The sequence below is a fragment of the Erythrobacter sp. HI0063 genome, from assembly GCF_001635685.1.
Lineage (GTDB): Bacteria > Pseudomonadota > Alphaproteobacteria > Sphingomonadales > Sphingomonadaceae > Qipengyuania.
The window spans coordinates 97760-113451 of sequence record NZ_LWFF01000274.1 but is presented as its reverse complement, the minus strand read 5'-3'; the positions used below and the strand labels follow the sequence as shown (position 1 = coordinate 113451).

20 protein-coding genes are annotated in these 15692 nt (G+C 65.1%); 4 read left to right on the top strand and 16 right to left on the bottom strand.

Annotated features, from left to right (window positions below; all coding sequences use genetic code 11):
• The 5 genes from A3736_RS09150 to A3736_RS09135 are packed head-to-tail and all read right to left on the bottom strand — an operon-like array spanning position 1 to position 2731.
• A complete protein-coding gene (locus A3736_RS09150; protein ID WP_067682001.1) occupies positions 1-810 on the bottom strand; it encodes an SDR family NAD(P)-dependent oxidoreductase in 810 nt (269 codons plus the stop codon).
• Positions 811-820: 10 nt separating this feature from the next.
• Positions 821-1711, bottom strand: a complete 891-nt coding sequence (locus tag A3736_RS09145) for a pirin family protein (protein WP_067681998.1) — start codon at positions 1709-1711, stop codon at positions 821-823.
• Positions 1708-2190 (bottom strand): glutathione S-transferase C-terminal domain-containing protein, encoded by a 483-nt coding sequence (locus A3736_RS17995; RefSeq protein ID WP_233999334.1) that lies wholly within the window; start codon positions 2188-2190, stop codon positions 1708-1710. Before A3736_RS17995 ends, A3736_RS09145 begins: the two co-directional genes overlap by 4 nt.
• A 5-nt stretch (positions 2191-2195) precedes the next feature.
• Entirely contained in the window at positions 2196-2462 is a 267-nt protein-coding gene (locus A3736_RS17990) for a hypothetical protein (protein ID WP_233999333.1), read from the bottom strand.
• Positions 2459-2731, bottom strand: a complete 273-nt coding sequence (locus A3736_RS09135; protein WP_067681995.1) for a BolA family transcriptional regulator — start codon at positions 2729-2731, stop codon at positions 2459-2461. The genes A3736_RS17990 and A3736_RS09135 overlap by 4 nt, the downstream gene beginning before the upstream one ends.
• A 60-nt stretch (positions 2732-2791) precedes the next feature.
• On the opposite strand from A3736_RS09135, the gene A3736_RS09130 reads away from it, so the two are divergent.
• The gene (locus A3736_RS09130; RefSeq protein WP_067681990.1) at positions 2792-3382 is read left to right on the top strand and encodes a J domain-containing protein; all 591 of its coding nucleotides are present in this window, start codon (positions 2792-2794) and stop codon (positions 3380-3382) included.
• Positions 3383-3390: 8 nt separating this feature from the next.
• Here the strand turns inward: A3736_RS09130 and A3736_RS09125 are convergent, their stop codons facing one another.
• Positions 3391-4236, bottom strand: a complete 846-nt coding sequence (locus tag A3736_RS09125; protein ID WP_067681989.1) for an oxygenase MpaB family protein — start codon at positions 4234-4236, stop codon at positions 3391-3393.
• Positions 4237-4290: 54 nt separating this feature from the next.
• Between A3736_RS09125 and A3736_RS09120 the strand changes: the two genes are divergently transcribed.
• Together A3736_RS09120 and A3736_RS09115 are read left to right on the top strand one after the other, a co-directional pair.
• Positions 4291-5283 (top strand): AAA family ATPase, encoded by a 993-nt coding sequence (locus A3736_RS09120; RefSeq protein WP_067681987.1) that lies wholly within the window; start codon positions 4291-4293, stop codon positions 5281-5283.
• 49 nt (positions 5284-5332) lie between these two features.
• Positions 5333-7585 carry a transglycosylase domain-containing protein gene (locus tag A3736_RS09115; protein WP_067681982.1) on the top strand — a complete coding sequence of 751 codons (2253 nt, stop codon included), beginning with the start codon at positions 5333-5335 and terminating at the stop codon, positions 7583-7585.
• Here A3736_RS09115 and A3736_RS09110 read toward each other — a convergent pair.
• Genes A3736_RS09110 through pyrE form a run of 10 tightly spaced genes read right to left on the bottom strand, consistent with a single transcriptional unit; the run spans position 7582 to position 14240 of the window.
• Positions 7582-7992: a PaaI family thioesterase gene (locus A3736_RS09110; protein ID WP_067681981.1), complete on the bottom strand. Its 411-nt coding sequence runs from the start codon at positions 7990-7992 to the stop codon at positions 7582-7584. The genes A3736_RS09115 and A3736_RS09110 overlap by 4 nt on opposite strands.
• Positions 7985-8467 (bottom strand): PaaI family thioesterase, encoded by a 483-nt coding sequence (locus A3736_RS09105; protein ID WP_067681977.1) that lies wholly within the window; start codon positions 8465-8467, stop codon positions 7985-7987. The genes A3736_RS09110 and A3736_RS09105 overlap by 8 nt, the downstream gene beginning before the upstream one ends.
• Before the next feature lie 57 nt (positions 8468-8524).
• Positions 8525-9010: a Holliday junction resolvase RuvX gene (ruvX, locus tag A3736_RS09100; protein ID WP_067681975.1), complete on the bottom strand. Its 486-nt coding sequence runs from the start codon at positions 9008-9010 to the stop codon at positions 8525-8527.
• The gene (locus tag A3736_RS09095; RefSeq protein WP_067681972.1) at positions 8989-10227 is read right to left on the bottom strand and encodes a DUF3089 domain-containing protein; all 1239 of its coding nucleotides are present in this window, start codon (positions 10225-10227) and stop codon (positions 8989-8991) included. The genes ruvX and A3736_RS09095 overlap by 22 nt, the downstream gene beginning before the upstream one ends.
• On the bottom strand, positions 10217-11365 hold the full coding sequence (locus A3736_RS09090) for an AI-2E family transporter (RefSeq protein WP_067681969.1): 1149 nt from the start codon (positions 11363-11365) through the stop codon (positions 10217-10219). Before A3736_RS09090 ends, A3736_RS09095 begins: the two co-directional genes overlap by 11 nt.
• A gap of 3 nt (positions 11366-11368) precedes the next feature.
• Entirely contained in the window at positions 11369-12250 is an 882-nt protein-coding gene (gene lepB / locus A3736_RS09085) for a signal peptidase I (RefSeq protein ID WP_067681967.1), read from the bottom strand.
• On the bottom strand, positions 12247-12648 hold the full coding sequence (gene acpS, locus A3736_RS09080; protein ID WP_067681961.1) for a holo-ACP synthase: 402 nt from the start codon (positions 12646-12648) through the stop codon (positions 12247-12249). Before acpS ends, lepB begins: the two co-directional genes overlap by 4 nt.
• Positions 12645-12914 carry a hypothetical protein gene (locus tag A3736_RS09075; protein ID WP_067681958.1) on the bottom strand — a complete coding sequence of 90 codons (270 nt, stop codon included), beginning with the start codon at positions 12912-12914 and terminating at the stop codon, positions 12645-12647. Before A3736_RS09075 ends, acpS begins: the two co-directional genes overlap by 4 nt.
• Positions 12914-13660, bottom strand: a complete 747-nt coding sequence (locus tag A3736_RS09070; protein ID WP_067681956.1) for a pyridoxine 5'-phosphate synthase — start codon at positions 13658-13660, stop codon at positions 12914-12916. Before A3736_RS09070 ends, A3736_RS09075 begins: the two co-directional genes overlap by 1 nt.
• A gap of 1 nt (position 13661) precedes the next feature.
• Complete coding sequence (gene pyrE / locus A3736_RS09065; protein WP_067682115.1) at positions 13662-14240, bottom strand: orotate phosphoribosyltransferase; 579 nt, start codon at positions 14238-14240, stop codon at positions 13662-13664.
• A gap of 288 nt (positions 14241-14528) precedes the next feature.
• Between pyrE and coxB the strand changes: the two genes are divergently transcribed.
• Complete coding sequence (gene coxB, locus A3736_RS09060) at positions 14529-15650, top strand: cytochrome c oxidase subunit II (RefSeq protein WP_082851409.1); 1122 nt, start codon at positions 14529-14531, stop codon at positions 15648-15650.
• Positions 15651-15692: the final 42 nt, after the last annotated feature.

Genomic DNA, 15692 nt, shown 5'->3' with positions numbered 1-15692 from the left:
TCACTCGCCCTGCATCTTCTCCATGTATCCCTTCGCCACCATCGCGGCGACCTGATCGAGCAATTGGTCCGGCGTGCGGCGTAACTCGCCCATCGCTTCTTCCATTCCCTCGGCGACGATGATCTCGCGTTGGTTCAATGCGATCGCATCGACGATCCGCTTCGCTGCTTCCTTGGGCGGAATGCCGTCGTCGATCGCCTTGTCGCTTTTGCCGCGCCGTTCCCCCTGGCCCGTCAGCGCATTGCGGCTGACATCGGTGGCGACCGATCCGGGGCACACGACATGGACGTCCACACCGCTCTGCGACAATTCGGCCCGCAGCGCGTCAGCATAGCCGATCAGGCCGAACTTCGCGGCGCAATAGGCGGTTCGCAACGGCACGCCGACCTTGCCTGCGATGCTGGAAATGAAGACCAGCTTTCCCGATCCGCGCTCGACCAGATGGGGCAGCAAGGCCTGGGTCGCGGCGATCTGAGCGAGGAGGTCGATTTCGACGATGTCGCGATAGACCTTGAAGTCCGTATCGACGGCAGGGCTGCGCTGGGAAATCCCCGCATTGGCGACGAAGATATCGACGCCGTGCCATGCCACCGCTTCTTCGCTCGCCCGCTGCATCGCGGCCTCGTCGCGTACGTCGAAGGGAAGCACGAGTGTTTCCGTGTCCAGCGATTGGGCGACCTCGCCAAGCCGCGCCTCGTCGCGCCCCGACAGGATCAGCCGCGCCCCGCGTCCGGCCCAGTCGCGCGCCAGCGCCGCGCCGATGCCGCTGCTCGCGCCGGTGATCCACACGGTCTTGTCGTCGAAACTCATAAATTCGTCCTCAGGGATAGGTCACGGTCTTGGGGGCGCCCTCGGGCAACGGAATGAATTCCTCGGCATCGCCCGGAACCGCCGGAAAGCGGCCTTCGCGCCAGTCCTGCTTCGCCTGTTCGATCCGCTCCCGGCTGGAACTGACGAAATTCCACCAGGCATGACGACGTGTGGCGAAAGCCTCTCCGCCGAGCAGCATGACCCGCGCTCCGCCAGCGCTTTCCAGCGTCATCTCGCGGCCCGGCTTCAGCACGGACAATTCATAGAGTTTCAGCGCGATACCGTCGATCCGCGCCTCGCCGCCGACCAGCATTACGGCACGCTCGTCCGCTTCGTCTTCGATCGGGATCGCCCCGCCCGGTTGCAGCAGGATTTTGGCGTAGATCGTGGCCGCGTGAGTGGTGGTTGCAGCCCGTTCGCCCCATAATTCACCCATGATCACGATCGCCTTGCTGCGCCCGTCTTCGATCACGGGCAGGTCGCTGATCGCTTCGAACGCGGGGTCGATTTCTTCGCGGCCATCGGGCAGGGCCAGCCAGGTCTGCATGCCGTAAAGCTTCGGCCCGGCATCGCGCTCTTCCTGAGGGGAGCGTTCCGAATGCACGATCCCGCGCCCGGCGGTCATCAGATTGACCTGGCCGGGCCGGATGGTGGAAAAACTGCCCAGACTGTCGCGATGGTCGATCGCTCCTTCGAACAGCCAGGTCACTGTGGCGAGGTCGATATGCGGGTGCGGGCGCACGTCCATTCCCGATCCCAGGTCGAGCTGTGCGGGGCCGAACTGGTCGACGAAGATGAACGGCCCCACCATGCTCCGCGCCCGCGACGGAAGCACGCGGCGCACCTGAAACTGGCCCAGATCGTGAGTGGTCGGTGTGAGGGTCTGGACGATATTGCTCATGAGGCGTCGAGCTCCGGATAGTGACGGAAGATACCGTCTTCGTTGAAGGCGATCCGGCGCTCGCTGTCCAGATAGCGGGCGACGCCTTCGATCTTGGCGACTGCGTCGCGGCAGGCGACAAGGCGTGGATAATCGGCCTCGATCGCCTTCATCCGCTGAGGAAAAGCGTAGCGCAGTCCCTCGATCAGCTGGAACAGCGAGGTATCGACATGGCTCCAGCTCTCGCCCGCCATGAAGGGGCCGTCCATCACGCCCAAGGCCTGTTCGAAATGGTCGAAATATTTGGGAATGCGTTCCGCGCGGAATTTCTCCGCTGCGATTTTGGCCGCGTCCTTCTGGTCGTCGTAGTAGAGGCTGCCCGCAATCGGATGGTGAACGTCATGCACTTCGGCGACGATGTCGGTGATGGTCAGCTGCAGCTGGACGAGGTGCAGGTCGGTCGCCGCATCGCCGGTGCTGCGGCCATGCTTCTCGTTCAACCAGGTTACGATATGGGCGACCTGCGCGATGGCGAAATCGCTCTCCCGCTCGACGAGATAGGGGGGGGGGCATAAGGGGCGAAGCCGTTTTCGGCGCGCGCTTCCATATCCTCGACCAGCGCCTGCGCATCGGCATCGCGCGCACGGTCGCGCCAGCGAAGGTCCATAGCGGCGAGGAACAGGCGGACGAATTCGCCGCGCCCCTGAATGCCGGGCCAATACCACAGATCGTACGGCGGCTTGGTCTCGTCGCTCAAGGTAGCGCTGCTCATGGGGTTGGGGCCGAAGCCTGAATGGCGAGCGCGTGGACGCGCTCGCCCGGAATGTCGCCCAGTGCCTTGTTGACCATGCGCTGGCGCTCCACGCGGCTTTTGTCGGCGAAGGCCGGCGCTTCGATCGCGACGGTGAAATGCGATTCCCCGCTCCCGTCGTCGCCCATGTGGCCGCTATGCTTGGCGCTGTCGTTGATCACTTCGAGCCGGGTCGGACTGAAAGCTTCGGTGAGCAAGCGCTCCATTTCCTGCTGGACGGTTTCGGCCATGCGTTCGATCTCCTGTATCCGGGCTTTGCATATGCGTGCCCAATCCCCATTCTCAACCGAATGCGGCAGACAAAGTTTCATGGACGATACGAGGCGGACGGGCGGGTGTGCGAGCATCCGGCCTGCAACGAACCGGGGGAATTCCGCGCGCCCGGCCACGGCCACGGCTTCGACGGGCCGGGTGGCTGGCGCTGGATGTGCCTCGATCACGTGCGCGAATTCAACGCGGGCTATGACTGGTTCGAAGGGATGAGCGCGGAAGAAATCCTGCATGCGCAGGCCCCGTCGAGCGGGTGGCGGACCGAGAGCCCGACCTTTCGCGCCAATGCGGGCGTCGACGGGATGCCGCGCTGGACCGATTACGACGATCCGCTCGACGCGATCGCGGCGCGCGCATCGGGGATCAAGAGCCGGGCGAAGCGCCAGGCCGATCTCGCCATGGATGGGCGGTTTTCGAAGGAAGAGGCCAAGGCCCTCGATACGATGGGGCTGGGGCTCGATACGGATCGCCAGCGCCTGCGCCGCCGTTATTCGGAGCTCGTGCGCCGGTATCACCCAGATCGCAATGGCGGCGATCGCAAGTTCGAAGATAGGCTGGTCCGCGTGGTCGAGGCCTATCAGGTGCTCCGCAAGAGTTCGGCCTTCGCCTGAGCGCGCCGTCAGCTTTGCCGGAAGGCCCAGCGCAGCGTCTTGCCCATGCCCCAGGTCGCGGCGCGGGCGGGCAGGGCGGACAGGCCGGGTCGCTCCAGCCCCAGCATGGATCGCGCGAAAGGCGGTAGCAACGCCACTGCTTCGCCGCCGAGCATGGCCTGCACTGCCGGTGGCGCACCTTCCGGCCGCTGGTTGAGCACCAGATCGGCGATCTCTCGCGCTTCGGGGCTCGTCGTCAGATCGCTTCGCAGGTCGCGGAAGATCGTTTCGGCCTCGTTGCGGTCCAGCGGGACCGGATCGGCACCAAGAGCGCGGGCGATCACGGCGAACTGGCGATAATATTCGTCCTGTTCGTGCCCCGGCATGCCCGGACGGACGTGGCGCAGATAAGCGGCGAGGAAACTGGTCGCCTCCGCCACATGCACCCAGGCGAGCGTGCGGGGATCGGTGGCGGAATAGGGTGTTCCGTCGGGTAGCGTTCCGCCCACTTTCGCGTGGATACGATTGACTCGCTCGATCGCCTGCATCGCCTCGTCCCGATGGCCGAAGGTCGTCGTCGCGATGAAGCGCGCGGTGCGGCGCAGCCGCCCGTGCATGTCGGCGCGGAAATTGGAATGGTCGAGCACGCCTTGCAGCGCGTGGGGATGCAGCATCTGCAACAGCAGCCCGCGTATCCCGCCCACCATCATGCCGACGACATCGGCATGGACCATGCGGATCGGGCTGTCCTTCTCGAACATGGCCTCCCCCGATGGCGGCACCGGCTGTTCCCCGCTTTGCGCATCGTTGAACACCGCGCGCACCCTGCCGACAAGGGCGAGGCGCAGGCGTTCGGAAAGGGGATCTGTCGGCATCGCTATCCAATATAGGGTTGGCGCTCGCAGGATAAATGCCTAGGTCCGCCTGCGATGAGCGACACGACCGACAAAAGCTTCGAACCTTCCGCCAAAACCGTGCTGACGGCGCCCGACACCACGGTGGACGTGCGCGAGACGTTCGGGATCGATATCGACTGGCAGGTCCCGGCCTTCTCCAAGCCGGACGAGCGCACGCCCGATCGGGACGACAGCTACGTGTTCGAACCCGATACGACCATGGCGATCCTCGCCGGGTTCGCGCATGATCGCCGGGTGATGGTGCAAGGCTATCACGGCACGGGCAAGTCGACTCATATCGAACAGGTCGCCGCGCGCCTCAACTGGCCGTGCATCCGCATCAATCTGGACGCGCATATCAGCCGTATCGACCTGATCGGGCGCGATGCGATCGTGCTGCGCGACGGATTGCAGGTGACCGAGTTCCGCGAAGGCCTGCTGCCTTGGGCCTTGCAGCACCCCGTGGCGCTCGTGTTCGACGAATACGATGCGGGCCGCCCGGACGTCATGTTCGTGATCCAGCGCGTGCTGGAACAGCAGGGCAAGCTGACGCTGCTCGATCAGAACCGCGTGATCCGGCCCGATCCGAACTTCCGCCTGTTCGCGACCTCCAACACGGTCGGCCTCGGCGATACGAGCGGCCTTTATCACGGCACGCAGGCCATCAATCAGGGGCAGATGGACCGCTGGAATATCGTGGTCGGCCTCAACTATCTGCCCGCCGAGACCGAGCAGGCCATCGTCGCGGCGAAGAACCCCGATCTCGACCCGAAGATGCTGGCCGACATGATCAAGGTCGCCGACCTGTCGCGCCAGGGCTTCATCAATGGCGATATCTCGACCGTGATGAGCCCGCGCACGGTCATCACCTGGGCGCAGAACTATGCGATCTTCAAGGATGTCGGCTTCGCCTTCCGCCTCAGCTTCCTCAACAAATGCGACGAGGAAGAGCGGATGCTGGTGGCCGAATACTACCAGCGCGTGTTCGGCGAGGACCTGCCCGAAAGCGTGGTCGGCAAGGGTTAAGCTTCGTCCCACTAGAAATGACTGTGTTGTTAGACTAGCACAGTAGGCGATGGGCCTGTTCGATTCCTTCCGGCGCCAGCGTAACGACGATGCGGAGCCTGCTCCGCATCGCGGATATTTCGCGCTGCATGACGGGCTGGGCCCCGATCCCGATCCCGACGACGATGACGACGAGCGGTTCACGGGCTTCCGTCCCGATCCCCGCACGCCAGCCTATGACGACTGGGATGCCCGGCTCGGCCATGTCGACCAGGCGATCGAGAGCGAGGAGCGGCGACGGCTTCCGTGGTGGCGGCCCGCTTACTGGCGCGACCGGCGCAAGCGCTGGTGGGCGGTTCGTATTGTCGCGGCCGCGATCGGCGTATTCATTCTGCTGGTCGCCTGGCTGGCGATCACCGCGCCGCTCAACAAATCGCTCGAGCCGATTGCGCCGCCGCAGATCACGCTTCTGGCTGCCGACGGAACGCCGATCGCGCGCAATGGCGCAATCGTGGACGAGCCGGTAAAGATCGCGACGCTGCCGCCGCATGTGGTCGAGGCGTTTCTGGCGGTGGAGGATCGGCGCTTCTATTCGCATTGGGGGATCGATCCGCGCGGCATCGCGCGTGCCGCCTGGACCGGATATGGCGGCGGATCGACCATCACCCAGCAGCTCGCGAAATTCACTTTCCTGACGTCCGAACAGACGCTGACCCGCAAGGCGCGCGAGATGCTGATCGCCTTCTGGCTGGAAAGCTGGCTGACCAAGGACGAAATTCTCGAACGCTATCTGTCGAACGCCTATTTCGGCGACAACGTTTACGGCCTGCGCGCAGCGAGCCTCCATTTCTTCTATCGCAAGCCCGAAAACCTGACCGACAGTCAGGCGGCGATGCTGGCGGGGCTGGTGCAGGCGCCCTCGCGCTACAATCCGGTCAAGCATTACGAGCGGGCCGAACGGCGGATGCAGACGGTGGTCGGCGCGATGGTGGCGGCGGGCTATCTGACCGAGGCCGAGGCGGCGCGCATTCGTCCGCCCGCGCTCGACGTCAGGACCAAGAGCGACCTGCCGACCGGCACTTATTTCGCCGATTGGGCCCTGCCGCAGGCGCGCGAGCTGGCGGAAAGCGGTTACGAACGGCAGACCCTGACCACCACGCTCGACAGCCGGTTGCAGAATTTCGCCCGGCAGGTGACGAGCCGGGCTTCTCTGGGCGGCGCACAGGTGGCGCTGGTGGCGATGCGGCCGAATGGCGAGGTGGTGGCGATGATCGGGGGCACCGATTACGCCAAATCGCCGTTCAACCGGGCCACGCAGGCGAAGCGCCAACCGGGATCGACCTTCAAGCTGTTCGTCTATCTCGCCGCGCTTCAGAACGGCTGGGATCCCGACGACCGGATCGACAACACCGAGATCGTGCAAGGCAGCTATCGCCCCAAGAATGCGCTGGGCCGCTATTCCGAAAGCCTGCTGCTGCGCGAAGCCTTCGCCCAATCCAGCAATGTCGCTGCCGTGCGCCTGTATGGCGAGGTGGGGAGCGAGGCGGTGATCCAGGCGGCACGCGATCTCGGCGTGTCGTCCGCGCTGGCCGAAGGCGATCCCAGCCTAGCGCTGGGCACCAATACGATGAGCCTTCTGGAGCTGACCGCCGCCTATGCCGGGATTGCGGGCAATGCCTTCCCTGTGGAGCCGCACGCTTTCGTCCGGCCCGAGCGAAGCTGGTGGCAGAAATTGATGGACGGGCCGGACAGCCTGTCCGGCCGCCAGCACGAGGCGATGGAGGCCATGCTGCGCCAGGCGGTCAATTCGGGCACGGGCCGTGCCGCCATGCTGTCGGTCCCCAATTACGGCAAGACCGGCACCACGCAGGACAATCGCGATGCGCTGTTCGTGGGCTATGCGGGCGAGGGCGAGGACCGGCTGGTCGTTGGCGTCTGGGTTGGAAACGACGACAATTCCCCGCTCGGCAAGGTCAGCGGCGGCACGGTGCCTGCGCGCATCTGGAGGGATTTCATGCGCCAGGCGATCGGCGCTGCCCCCGCACCGCGCAGCAACCCGACCGAACAGGCCGATCCGGGCGGGCCGGTCGAACCGCTCGATGTGCCGGACGGTGCGGATATCCCGATGGAAGACGGCTCGCGCCTGCAGATCCGCGAAGGCGAACTGATCTATTCGACCGATCTCAATGGCGAACCGTTCGACATTCGCCTCAACGAAGGGGGCGTACGCGTCGATTCGGAACGGATCGAAGAAGCACGCCGCCGCGCCGAGGAGATACGCCGCGAAGCCGAGGAGCGCGCGGCGGACGTCGAAAACTTCTAATCCGCGTCGCGGATCATCACGTTCATCACCGCGCTGGCGATCGGCTTAAGCGGATCGTCCTGCCACGCTTCGACCGACAGATTGGCCGTGCGCCGTCCCAGCTTGACGATGCGCGCGCGGGCGAAACTGCGCTTTTCATTGCCGGCGCGCATGAACTGGACCGTGATGTTGATCGGCACGAAACCGGCCTCGCGCCCGCTGCGGGCCAATGCCGCGCGCAGCACGCCATATCCCGCCGTTTCCAGCAGGCCGCTGATCGCGCCGCCATGCAGCGCGCCGGGGCGTCCCAGCACCGCTTCGGAAAAGTCCACCCGCAGCACGGGCGCTTCCCCGTCCCACCGGTCGAGCGAAATGCCGAGCGAGCGGGCATAGGGCGTCAGCAGGGCGATATCGGGTGTGTCAGCCACGGGCCGTCTCCCCGCTCGTTTCCCTCGGCAGATCGACGGTGCGCTTGTCGACCGTCATGAAGACCGCCTGCATATGCGCGACCGGATCGTCCGGATCGCCGTCATGCGCGATGCCGCGCACGAAAGCTGCGGAGCGCGTTGTACGATAGCACTGGACGCGCCCGAAGACCGAGGCTCGCTCGCGCGCGGGGCGGGTGTAATCGACCCGCAGATCGAGCGTGGCGATGGCGCGGAATTTGCCCATCCGTGCCCAAATCGACAGTCCACCGGCCATGTCGAGCAGGCTGACGATCGGCCCGGAGGCGAGCACGTCGCGGCCTTCCTCGCCCAGCAGATCATCGCGCCAGGGCAGTTCCATCTCCACCCAATCCTCTCCGTGATCGGAAAAGCGCAGGCCAAGCCAGCCATTATGGGCGCGCGATGCCAAAAAGGGCGCGGCGGCGGCAAGATCGAAGGCGGTTTGCGTGTCGGACATGGGCGGGCGTCTGCCCGCCGGATCGGGGAATGACAAGCCGGGAAAACGGCCGGGCGGTTAGAACGCGCTGCCCGCGAGGCTGTCGATCGCGCCCTGGAGGATCACTGCCGCAGCGTGGCTGTCGATCCGGGTCGCGCGCTTGGCCCGGCTCATATCTTGGCCGATCAGCGCGGCTTCGGCGCTGGCGGTCGACCAGCGCTCGTCCCACAGGAGCACCGGCAGCTCCAGCGCTGCGGCGAGGTTCTTGGCATAGGCGCGGCTCGCCTGCGCGCGGGGGCCTTCGCTGCCATCCATGTTGCGGGGCAGGCCGATGACGATGCCCGCGATCGACCGTTCGTTCACGATTTCGCGCAATTTGCCGCAATCCTTGGTGAATTTTCCGCGCGGCAGCGTCTTGCCCGGGCTCGCATAGCGCCATCCGGCATCGCAGGTCGCGATCCCGACGGTCTTGGTGCCGAGATCGAGCCCCAGCAGCGCGCCGCCATCGGGCAGCGCATCGCCGAAATCCCGCGCGAAATCGGTTACGAGCGCTGGTCGATCCATGCCCGCACCCGCTCGACTACGTCGGCCTGCACATTCGCCCAGAACAGGGGGATGTCGTAGACGTGGTAATTGTCGCCCGGCAGCACGCCTTCGCCCATGCGCGGGGGATCGCCGATCAGGAGGAGGCCGCGCTCGTCGCAGCGTGCCGGGACGGCTTCGGGCACGAGATCGGCCCGCGTCATCGTCTCGTCGGGCACCAGCGTACCCAGATTGCGCGACGCCGGTGCCGAACCGCCGGTGCCGCCGGTCAGCGGATTGACGCACAAGATCGGGCCTTCGCCGCGCGGCTCGCCATCGAAGCCGGGCGTGCTGGAATAGCGGCGCATGATGAAATCGGGATCGCCCCCGTCGGCAAAGCTCGACCACGATAGCACACACTGGGTCTGCCCGGCGGCAGCACAGGCGGGGAAGGGCAGTTCGGGCAGGTCGTGATCGACCGAGATCGGCCAGCCGGGCGCGTAGACGGCTGCGATCCGGTCGCTGACGGGCGTGCCGCGAACCTCGTCCATCAACAGGCGCAGGACATGGAGCGAGCCCTGACTGTGGCCCGCAAGCACGATGGGCTTGTCGGGATCGACGCTGTCGAGGAAATAGCGGAAGGAATCGCGCACGTCGGCATAGGCGGCGTCGATCGCCATCACCGCTTCGGGCCTGTCGGTCAGAAAGGCGCCGACCGCCGCCTGGCGATAGCGCGGAGCCCAGATTTCGTCGGCACGATTGAAGGCGCTGGCCATGCCGCGCAGGAACAGGCGCGCGCGATCGTCGGTCAGCCCGTCTTCGAGCGAGGCGTTCCAGTCCCCTCCCGCCTGGATGTAGCTTGTTGGGGGCACGAAGAAGACCGCGAAATCGGGGATTTCCTCCGCCTCGACCGGGTCGGCTCGGCGGCTGCTCTCGGGCTCCAGCACCGGCGCGGATGTGCCGAGGCCACGTTCTGCGGCGGGCGCTTGCGGGGAAGGCGTTTCGGTCGCCGAGTCTTCCGGAACCGGGGCGAGGGCGGGCTGATAGCGCGCCGGATCGTCGGTGCCGAGGCCCGGGCGCGAATACCACATGGCCGGATCCTGATAGGCGTTTTCGGCGAGCGGTTCCTGCTCCACGAAGTCCCCGCGCGGAACGAAGGCGATTTCGGTCGCCTGCCGCGACCAGATCGACAGCGCGATCGCGCCCAGGATCACGAGGACGATCAGGACAGCAATGACATACAGGAACTTACGCGCCACTCTTGGACCCTTCCGCAAGGCTCGCGACCCGCTCGCCCTTGGCCTCGTTCTCTTCCGCGCGGCGTTCCAGCGCGACCTTGAGCATCGCAAGCAGCGGATCTGCAAGGAAGATGCCGATGATGCCGAACAGCACCCCCATCACCAATTGCGCGGCAAGGACTAGCGCTGGCGCGAGGTCGACCGTCTTTTTCGCGATCATCGGGATCACGACATAGCCATCGAAATTCTGGACGAAGAAATACACTGCGATGGTGTAGATCCCCATATCCATCCCGCCCGAAAATCCGACCAGCGCCATCAGTACGCCCGACACCAGCGCGCCCAGATTGGGCACGAAGGCGAGAAGGCCGGTCAGGATTGCCAGAAGCGAGGCCATCGGCACTGCGCCGATCCCGACCAGTGGAGCCACCCAGGCGAGCATGATGTACGTGAACACGCCTTCGACGAACATGCCGAGCAGCCGCCCGGCCATGAGACGGCGCAGCGTATGCGCCATGCGTGCGACGGTGACGTGGAAGGAATCGCGCCGCTCGCGCGGCATCATCCAGGCGACGCCGCGTTCGTAAAGCCTGGGCTCCACTGCGACGTAGATGCCGATGATCAAAATCAGGACAATGGTGGTCAGGCCGCCCAGAATACCGCCCAGCGCGCTGGTCAGGGTGCCGATGCCGCTGGTGATGCTGCCCGCGTAGTTCTGTAATTGGCTTTGATCGATCTGGAGGCCCTTGCCTTGCGCCCAAGCCAACAGGTCTGAAATCTGTCCTTGGACCAGCTCCGGGAACTGCGCAGCTTCGTTCGAAATCGTCGAGCCCGCGAAATAGCCGAGCCAGACGAAGAAGAGCACGGAGAGGATCAGCACGAGCGCCACGCGCCAGGCGCGTGCGATTGGCAGAATACGTCCGAGCAGGCGCGCGCCGCCATCGATCATGGCGGCAAAGACCAGCGCGCCGAACACCACCAGGAGCGACCGCGAGATATAGACCGTAAGCGCGATCAGGCCGATCACCCCTGCCCAGACGAGGGCCCGCCGCATCTCTTCGCGCATTACCGGATCGGTCAGGCGGGAGGGACTGGTTCCGATTCTGTCTTCGCCCTTGGCGTCTGCGCTGCCGTCAGCGGAAGAATCGCCGTCTGCCATATATCAGTCCTTCGAAGCGCGCGCGGCGGACTCGACGATGGGTGGGCGCAGAGTGGTAAAGGCGCGGCCTTCCCGTAGTGAGGTGAACCAGCTGATCGGGTTCCAGTTCGTCGTCCCGTCGAGCGAGAAGGTGATGAATTCCGCACGCCCGCCGATATTTTCCAGCGGGATGGGCCCGCCAAGGCCCAGCGCGTCGAGGCTGGCGCGGCTGTCTGCCGAATGGTCGCGATTGTCGCCCATCACGAAGACATGGCCTTCGGGGATCACGATCTCGGGATAATTGTCGAGCCCCTGATCGAGATGGTCGATGATGCGATAAGTCGCCCCATTGGGCAGCGTTTCGCGCAGGATCGGCATTTCGCACACCCGTTCGCCCGATGGCAGGGTGGTCTTCATTTCCGGATAGTCGTTGCAGGTCGAATTGAGATCGACCGGAATATCGACCGGCGGCTCGACCTTCTGGGGCACGGGCACACCGTTCAGGATGATCTGGCCGTTCCTGACCTCGAACCGGTCGCCCGGACGGCCGACCACGCGCTTGATGTAATCCTCGTCCCGCTCCGGATGGACGGGGATCACGATGTCGCCATATTCGGGCGTCGATCCCATGATCCGCCAGTCCCCACGCGGGGCGAGGTGGAAGCTGATCGAGGACCAGTTCCAGCCATAGGGATATTTGCTCACGATCAGGCGATCGCCGACCAGCAGGTTCGGCATCATCGATTCGGACGGGATGTAGAACGGCTTCGCCACCAGACTGTGGAAGGCGAACACCGCCAACAGCATCACCAGAAGCCCGCGCAGTTCGGCCAGCCAGTTGACGTTTTCCTCGCCATCTTGCGTTGTATCGGAAGCGCGTTTGGTCACGGCGGGGGAGCTACTCATGCGGGGAAGGCCTCGATGATCACGAAGGCCTGCGCCCATGGGTGATCGTCGGTGAGGGTGAGATGAACATGCGCCTCATGGCCGGGCGGCACCATTTCCGCAAGGCGCTTTGCAGCCCCTCCGGTCAGCGCGAGCGTGGGTGCGCCCGAGGGAGCGTTGACGACGCCGATATCCTTCATGAACACGCCGCGCCTGAAGCCGGTGCCGACCGCTTTCGAGAACGCTTCCTTGGCGGCGAACCGCTTGGCGTAGGTTCCGGCGATGGTGAAAGGGCGCTTGCGCGCCTTGGCGCGTTCCGTCTCGGTGAAGACACGATTTTCGAAGCGTTCTCCGAAGCGGTCGAGAGAGGACTGGATTCGCTCGATATTGCAGAGGTCCGAGCCGAGGCCGATAATCATGTCGCGCGCACCAGAATAGCGATGAAAAGGGCCAGCATCATCCAGTGCAGGACGATCTGCGTCTTGACGAGCGGATGGTCGATTGTGCCCTTCGCGAGCTTCAGGGAACCGCCGTAACCGAACACCTGGACCAGCGGCCAGCCGATCGCGAAGGCGAGCAGGGTCTGCCGACTCAGCGCGAAGCCGAGCAGGGCGAGGCTCAAGAGAAACGGAATCGCTGCGGCGAGCGCCAGCACACCGTCCCGCGATGACGAGGCTTTCGCCATCAGCGCGCGTCGTCCATCAATTCGCGCATGTGCCGCACTGCCTGTTCCAGGCCGACGAAAACCGCCTCGCCCACCAGGTAATGTCCGATATTCAGTTCCGCGAGCTGGGGAATGGCGGCGATCGGCTGGACGTTCTCGTACGTCAGCCCGTGGCCCGCATGCGGCTCGATCCCGTTCTTGGCAGCAAGAGCGGCCATATCAGCAATGCGCTTCAGCTCGCGGGCGGTCCGCTCGCTGTCGCCGGATTCGAAGGCGTGGGCGTATTCCCCGGTGTGAAATTCGACCACCGGCGCGCCCAGCCGCAGGGCCGCGTCCAATTGCCGCTCCTGCGCCTCGATGAACAACGAGACGCGGATATCGGCCTCGCGCAGGCGATCGACGATGGGGGCAAGAGTGTTATGCAGGCCCGCTGCATCCAGACCGCCTTCGGTGGTGCGTTCCTCGCGTTTTTCGGGGACGATGCAGGCTGCATACGGCGCATGGGCCAGCGCGATGGCCAGCATTTCCTCGGTCGCCGCCATTTCGAGATTCAGGGGAAGGTCGGTCGCTTCCTGAATGCGTTTGAGATCGGCATCGCGGATATGCCTGCGATCCTCGCGCAGATGGGCGGTGATCCCGTCTCCGCCCACGCTGGCCACGATCTCAGCAGCGCGCACCGGATCGGGATGATCGCCGCCGCGCGCATTGCGGATCGTGGCGACGTGATCGATATTTACGCCCAGGCGCAGGGGAGAGCCGCGCGTCATCTCAGGCGCGGCTGCCGGGCTTGGTCACGGGAATGGCGGCGAGTTCCGGCGGCACATCGTCCTCTGCATAGGTCGGGAAGTTGATGTCGAGCAGGGGATAGAAAGGCACGCCCAGATCGACCGACCCATTGCTGCGGTCGACCAGCGCCGCTTCGGCGATCACCTCGCCGCCTTCGCGCGCCACCGCTGCGATCGCCTCGCGGCTGGATAGCCCCGTGGTCACGACATCTTCCACCATCAGCACCTTCTGTCCCGCTTCCAGCCGGAAGCCGCGCCGCAGATGAAAAACGCCGTCGGGGCGCTCCAGAAAGATCGCGTCTTTTTCCAGCGCGCGGCCGATTTCGTGCCCGATGATAAGCCCGCCCATGGCCGGGCTTACCACCATGTCGATCCGGTTGCGCAGCTCTCGCGGAAGGCGCTGGACCAGCGCGCGGGCCAGCCTTCCTGCGCGCTCGGCATCCATGAGCACGCGCGCGCATTGGAGGTAATGCGCGGAATGGCGGCCGGAGGAGAGCAGGAAATGCCCTTCGAGCAGGGCTTCGCTGGCGCGAAATTCGGCGAGGATGGTTTCGTCTGTCATGGGGTCGTTCATGGCGCGGGTTCAAAGCCTGTTGTGGTGCGTTCTGCAAGCCCCATAAGCGCCTGGGGCAGACTGCCGCTCTTCGAGCACCGGGCGCGAACCGGGTTGGGTTCCCAGGCAAAACGTATTTTTTTCCCCGCGCGCTTGAGGCCGGGGCAAACCGCGCTTATAGGCCGTTCCGAACCGGCCCGTGGGCATAGGGCGCTTATGCGCTGCCCAGGACGTTTTTCGATCACGGGGAGCCCTCCTGTCGCGTGAAGGGGCACCCGCCTAGCGAAGCGGAACAGCATGTCGATCCTTAATCCTACCGCATCCCGCCCCGGCCTCTCCCGCATTCTTGCGGGCCTCGTCGTCCTGTTGGCGCTCGCCTTCGCGGCCGCCTTCGTCGCGGCGAACCCGGCGCAGGCGCAATCGGAAACGACCCTGCAGTCCGGCGATCTGGTCGCTCCGGCTCCGGCGATCACGCCGCCCGCCGCGCTCGAACAGGTGCCCGACGATCAGGCGGCCGGAGTCGCCGATCCCGATGCGGTCGTGGATCCGAGCAGCAGCTACACGCCGATGGCTCCGACCGAAGGTAAGGGCATGCCGGTCTATGCCGGTATCGACGTGCAGGACCAGCATTCCGAAATCGGCAAATTCGCGCGCGGCCTTCACTTCGGCCTGTTCTGGGTGATGGTGGTCATCAGCGTGTTCGTGCTCGCTCTGCTCATCTGGGTGGTTGTGAAGTACAACCGCCGCGCCAATCCGACCCCGTCGAAGACGACTCACAACACCGCGCTCGAAGTGGCCTGGACGCTGGTTCCGGTCCTGATCCTGGTCGGTATTGCGATTCCCTCCATCTCGCTGCTGGCGCGTCAGTACGAAACGCCGCCGGAAGATGCCGTCACCGTCAAGGCGACCGGGTATCAGTGGTATTGGGGCTACACCTATCCCGACAATGGCGGGTTCGAGATCATTTCGAACATGAAGGACGAAGCGCAGGCCGTCGCCGAGGGCGAGCCGCCGCAGCTGGCGGTCGACAATCGTCTCGTACTTCCGGTCGGCGTGCCGATCCGCTTGCAGACCACCGGCGCGGACGTGATCCACAGCTTCGCCATTCCGAGCCTGTGGTTCAAGATCGACGCGATCCCGGGCCGTCTGAACGAGCGCCTGCTGACGATCGACGAGCCGGGCGTGTATTATGGCCAGTGTTCCGAGCTTTGCGGAGCGCGCCATGCCTATATGCCGATCGCGATCGAAGCTCTTCCGGTCGACCAGTGGCGCGCCTGGGTGCTCGCCCAGGGTGGTACCTTCGGCGATGCCGAGGATGCCGCACCCGAGCTGGCGCCGATCCAGGGTCCCGAAAGCGCCGAGCCCGGCGCGCCGGGCGCAGGTGCCCCGCCGACTGAAGACACGTCGCCGACGACCTGATATAGACCGCCCGATACCGATCGAACGAAACAGACGACTTAC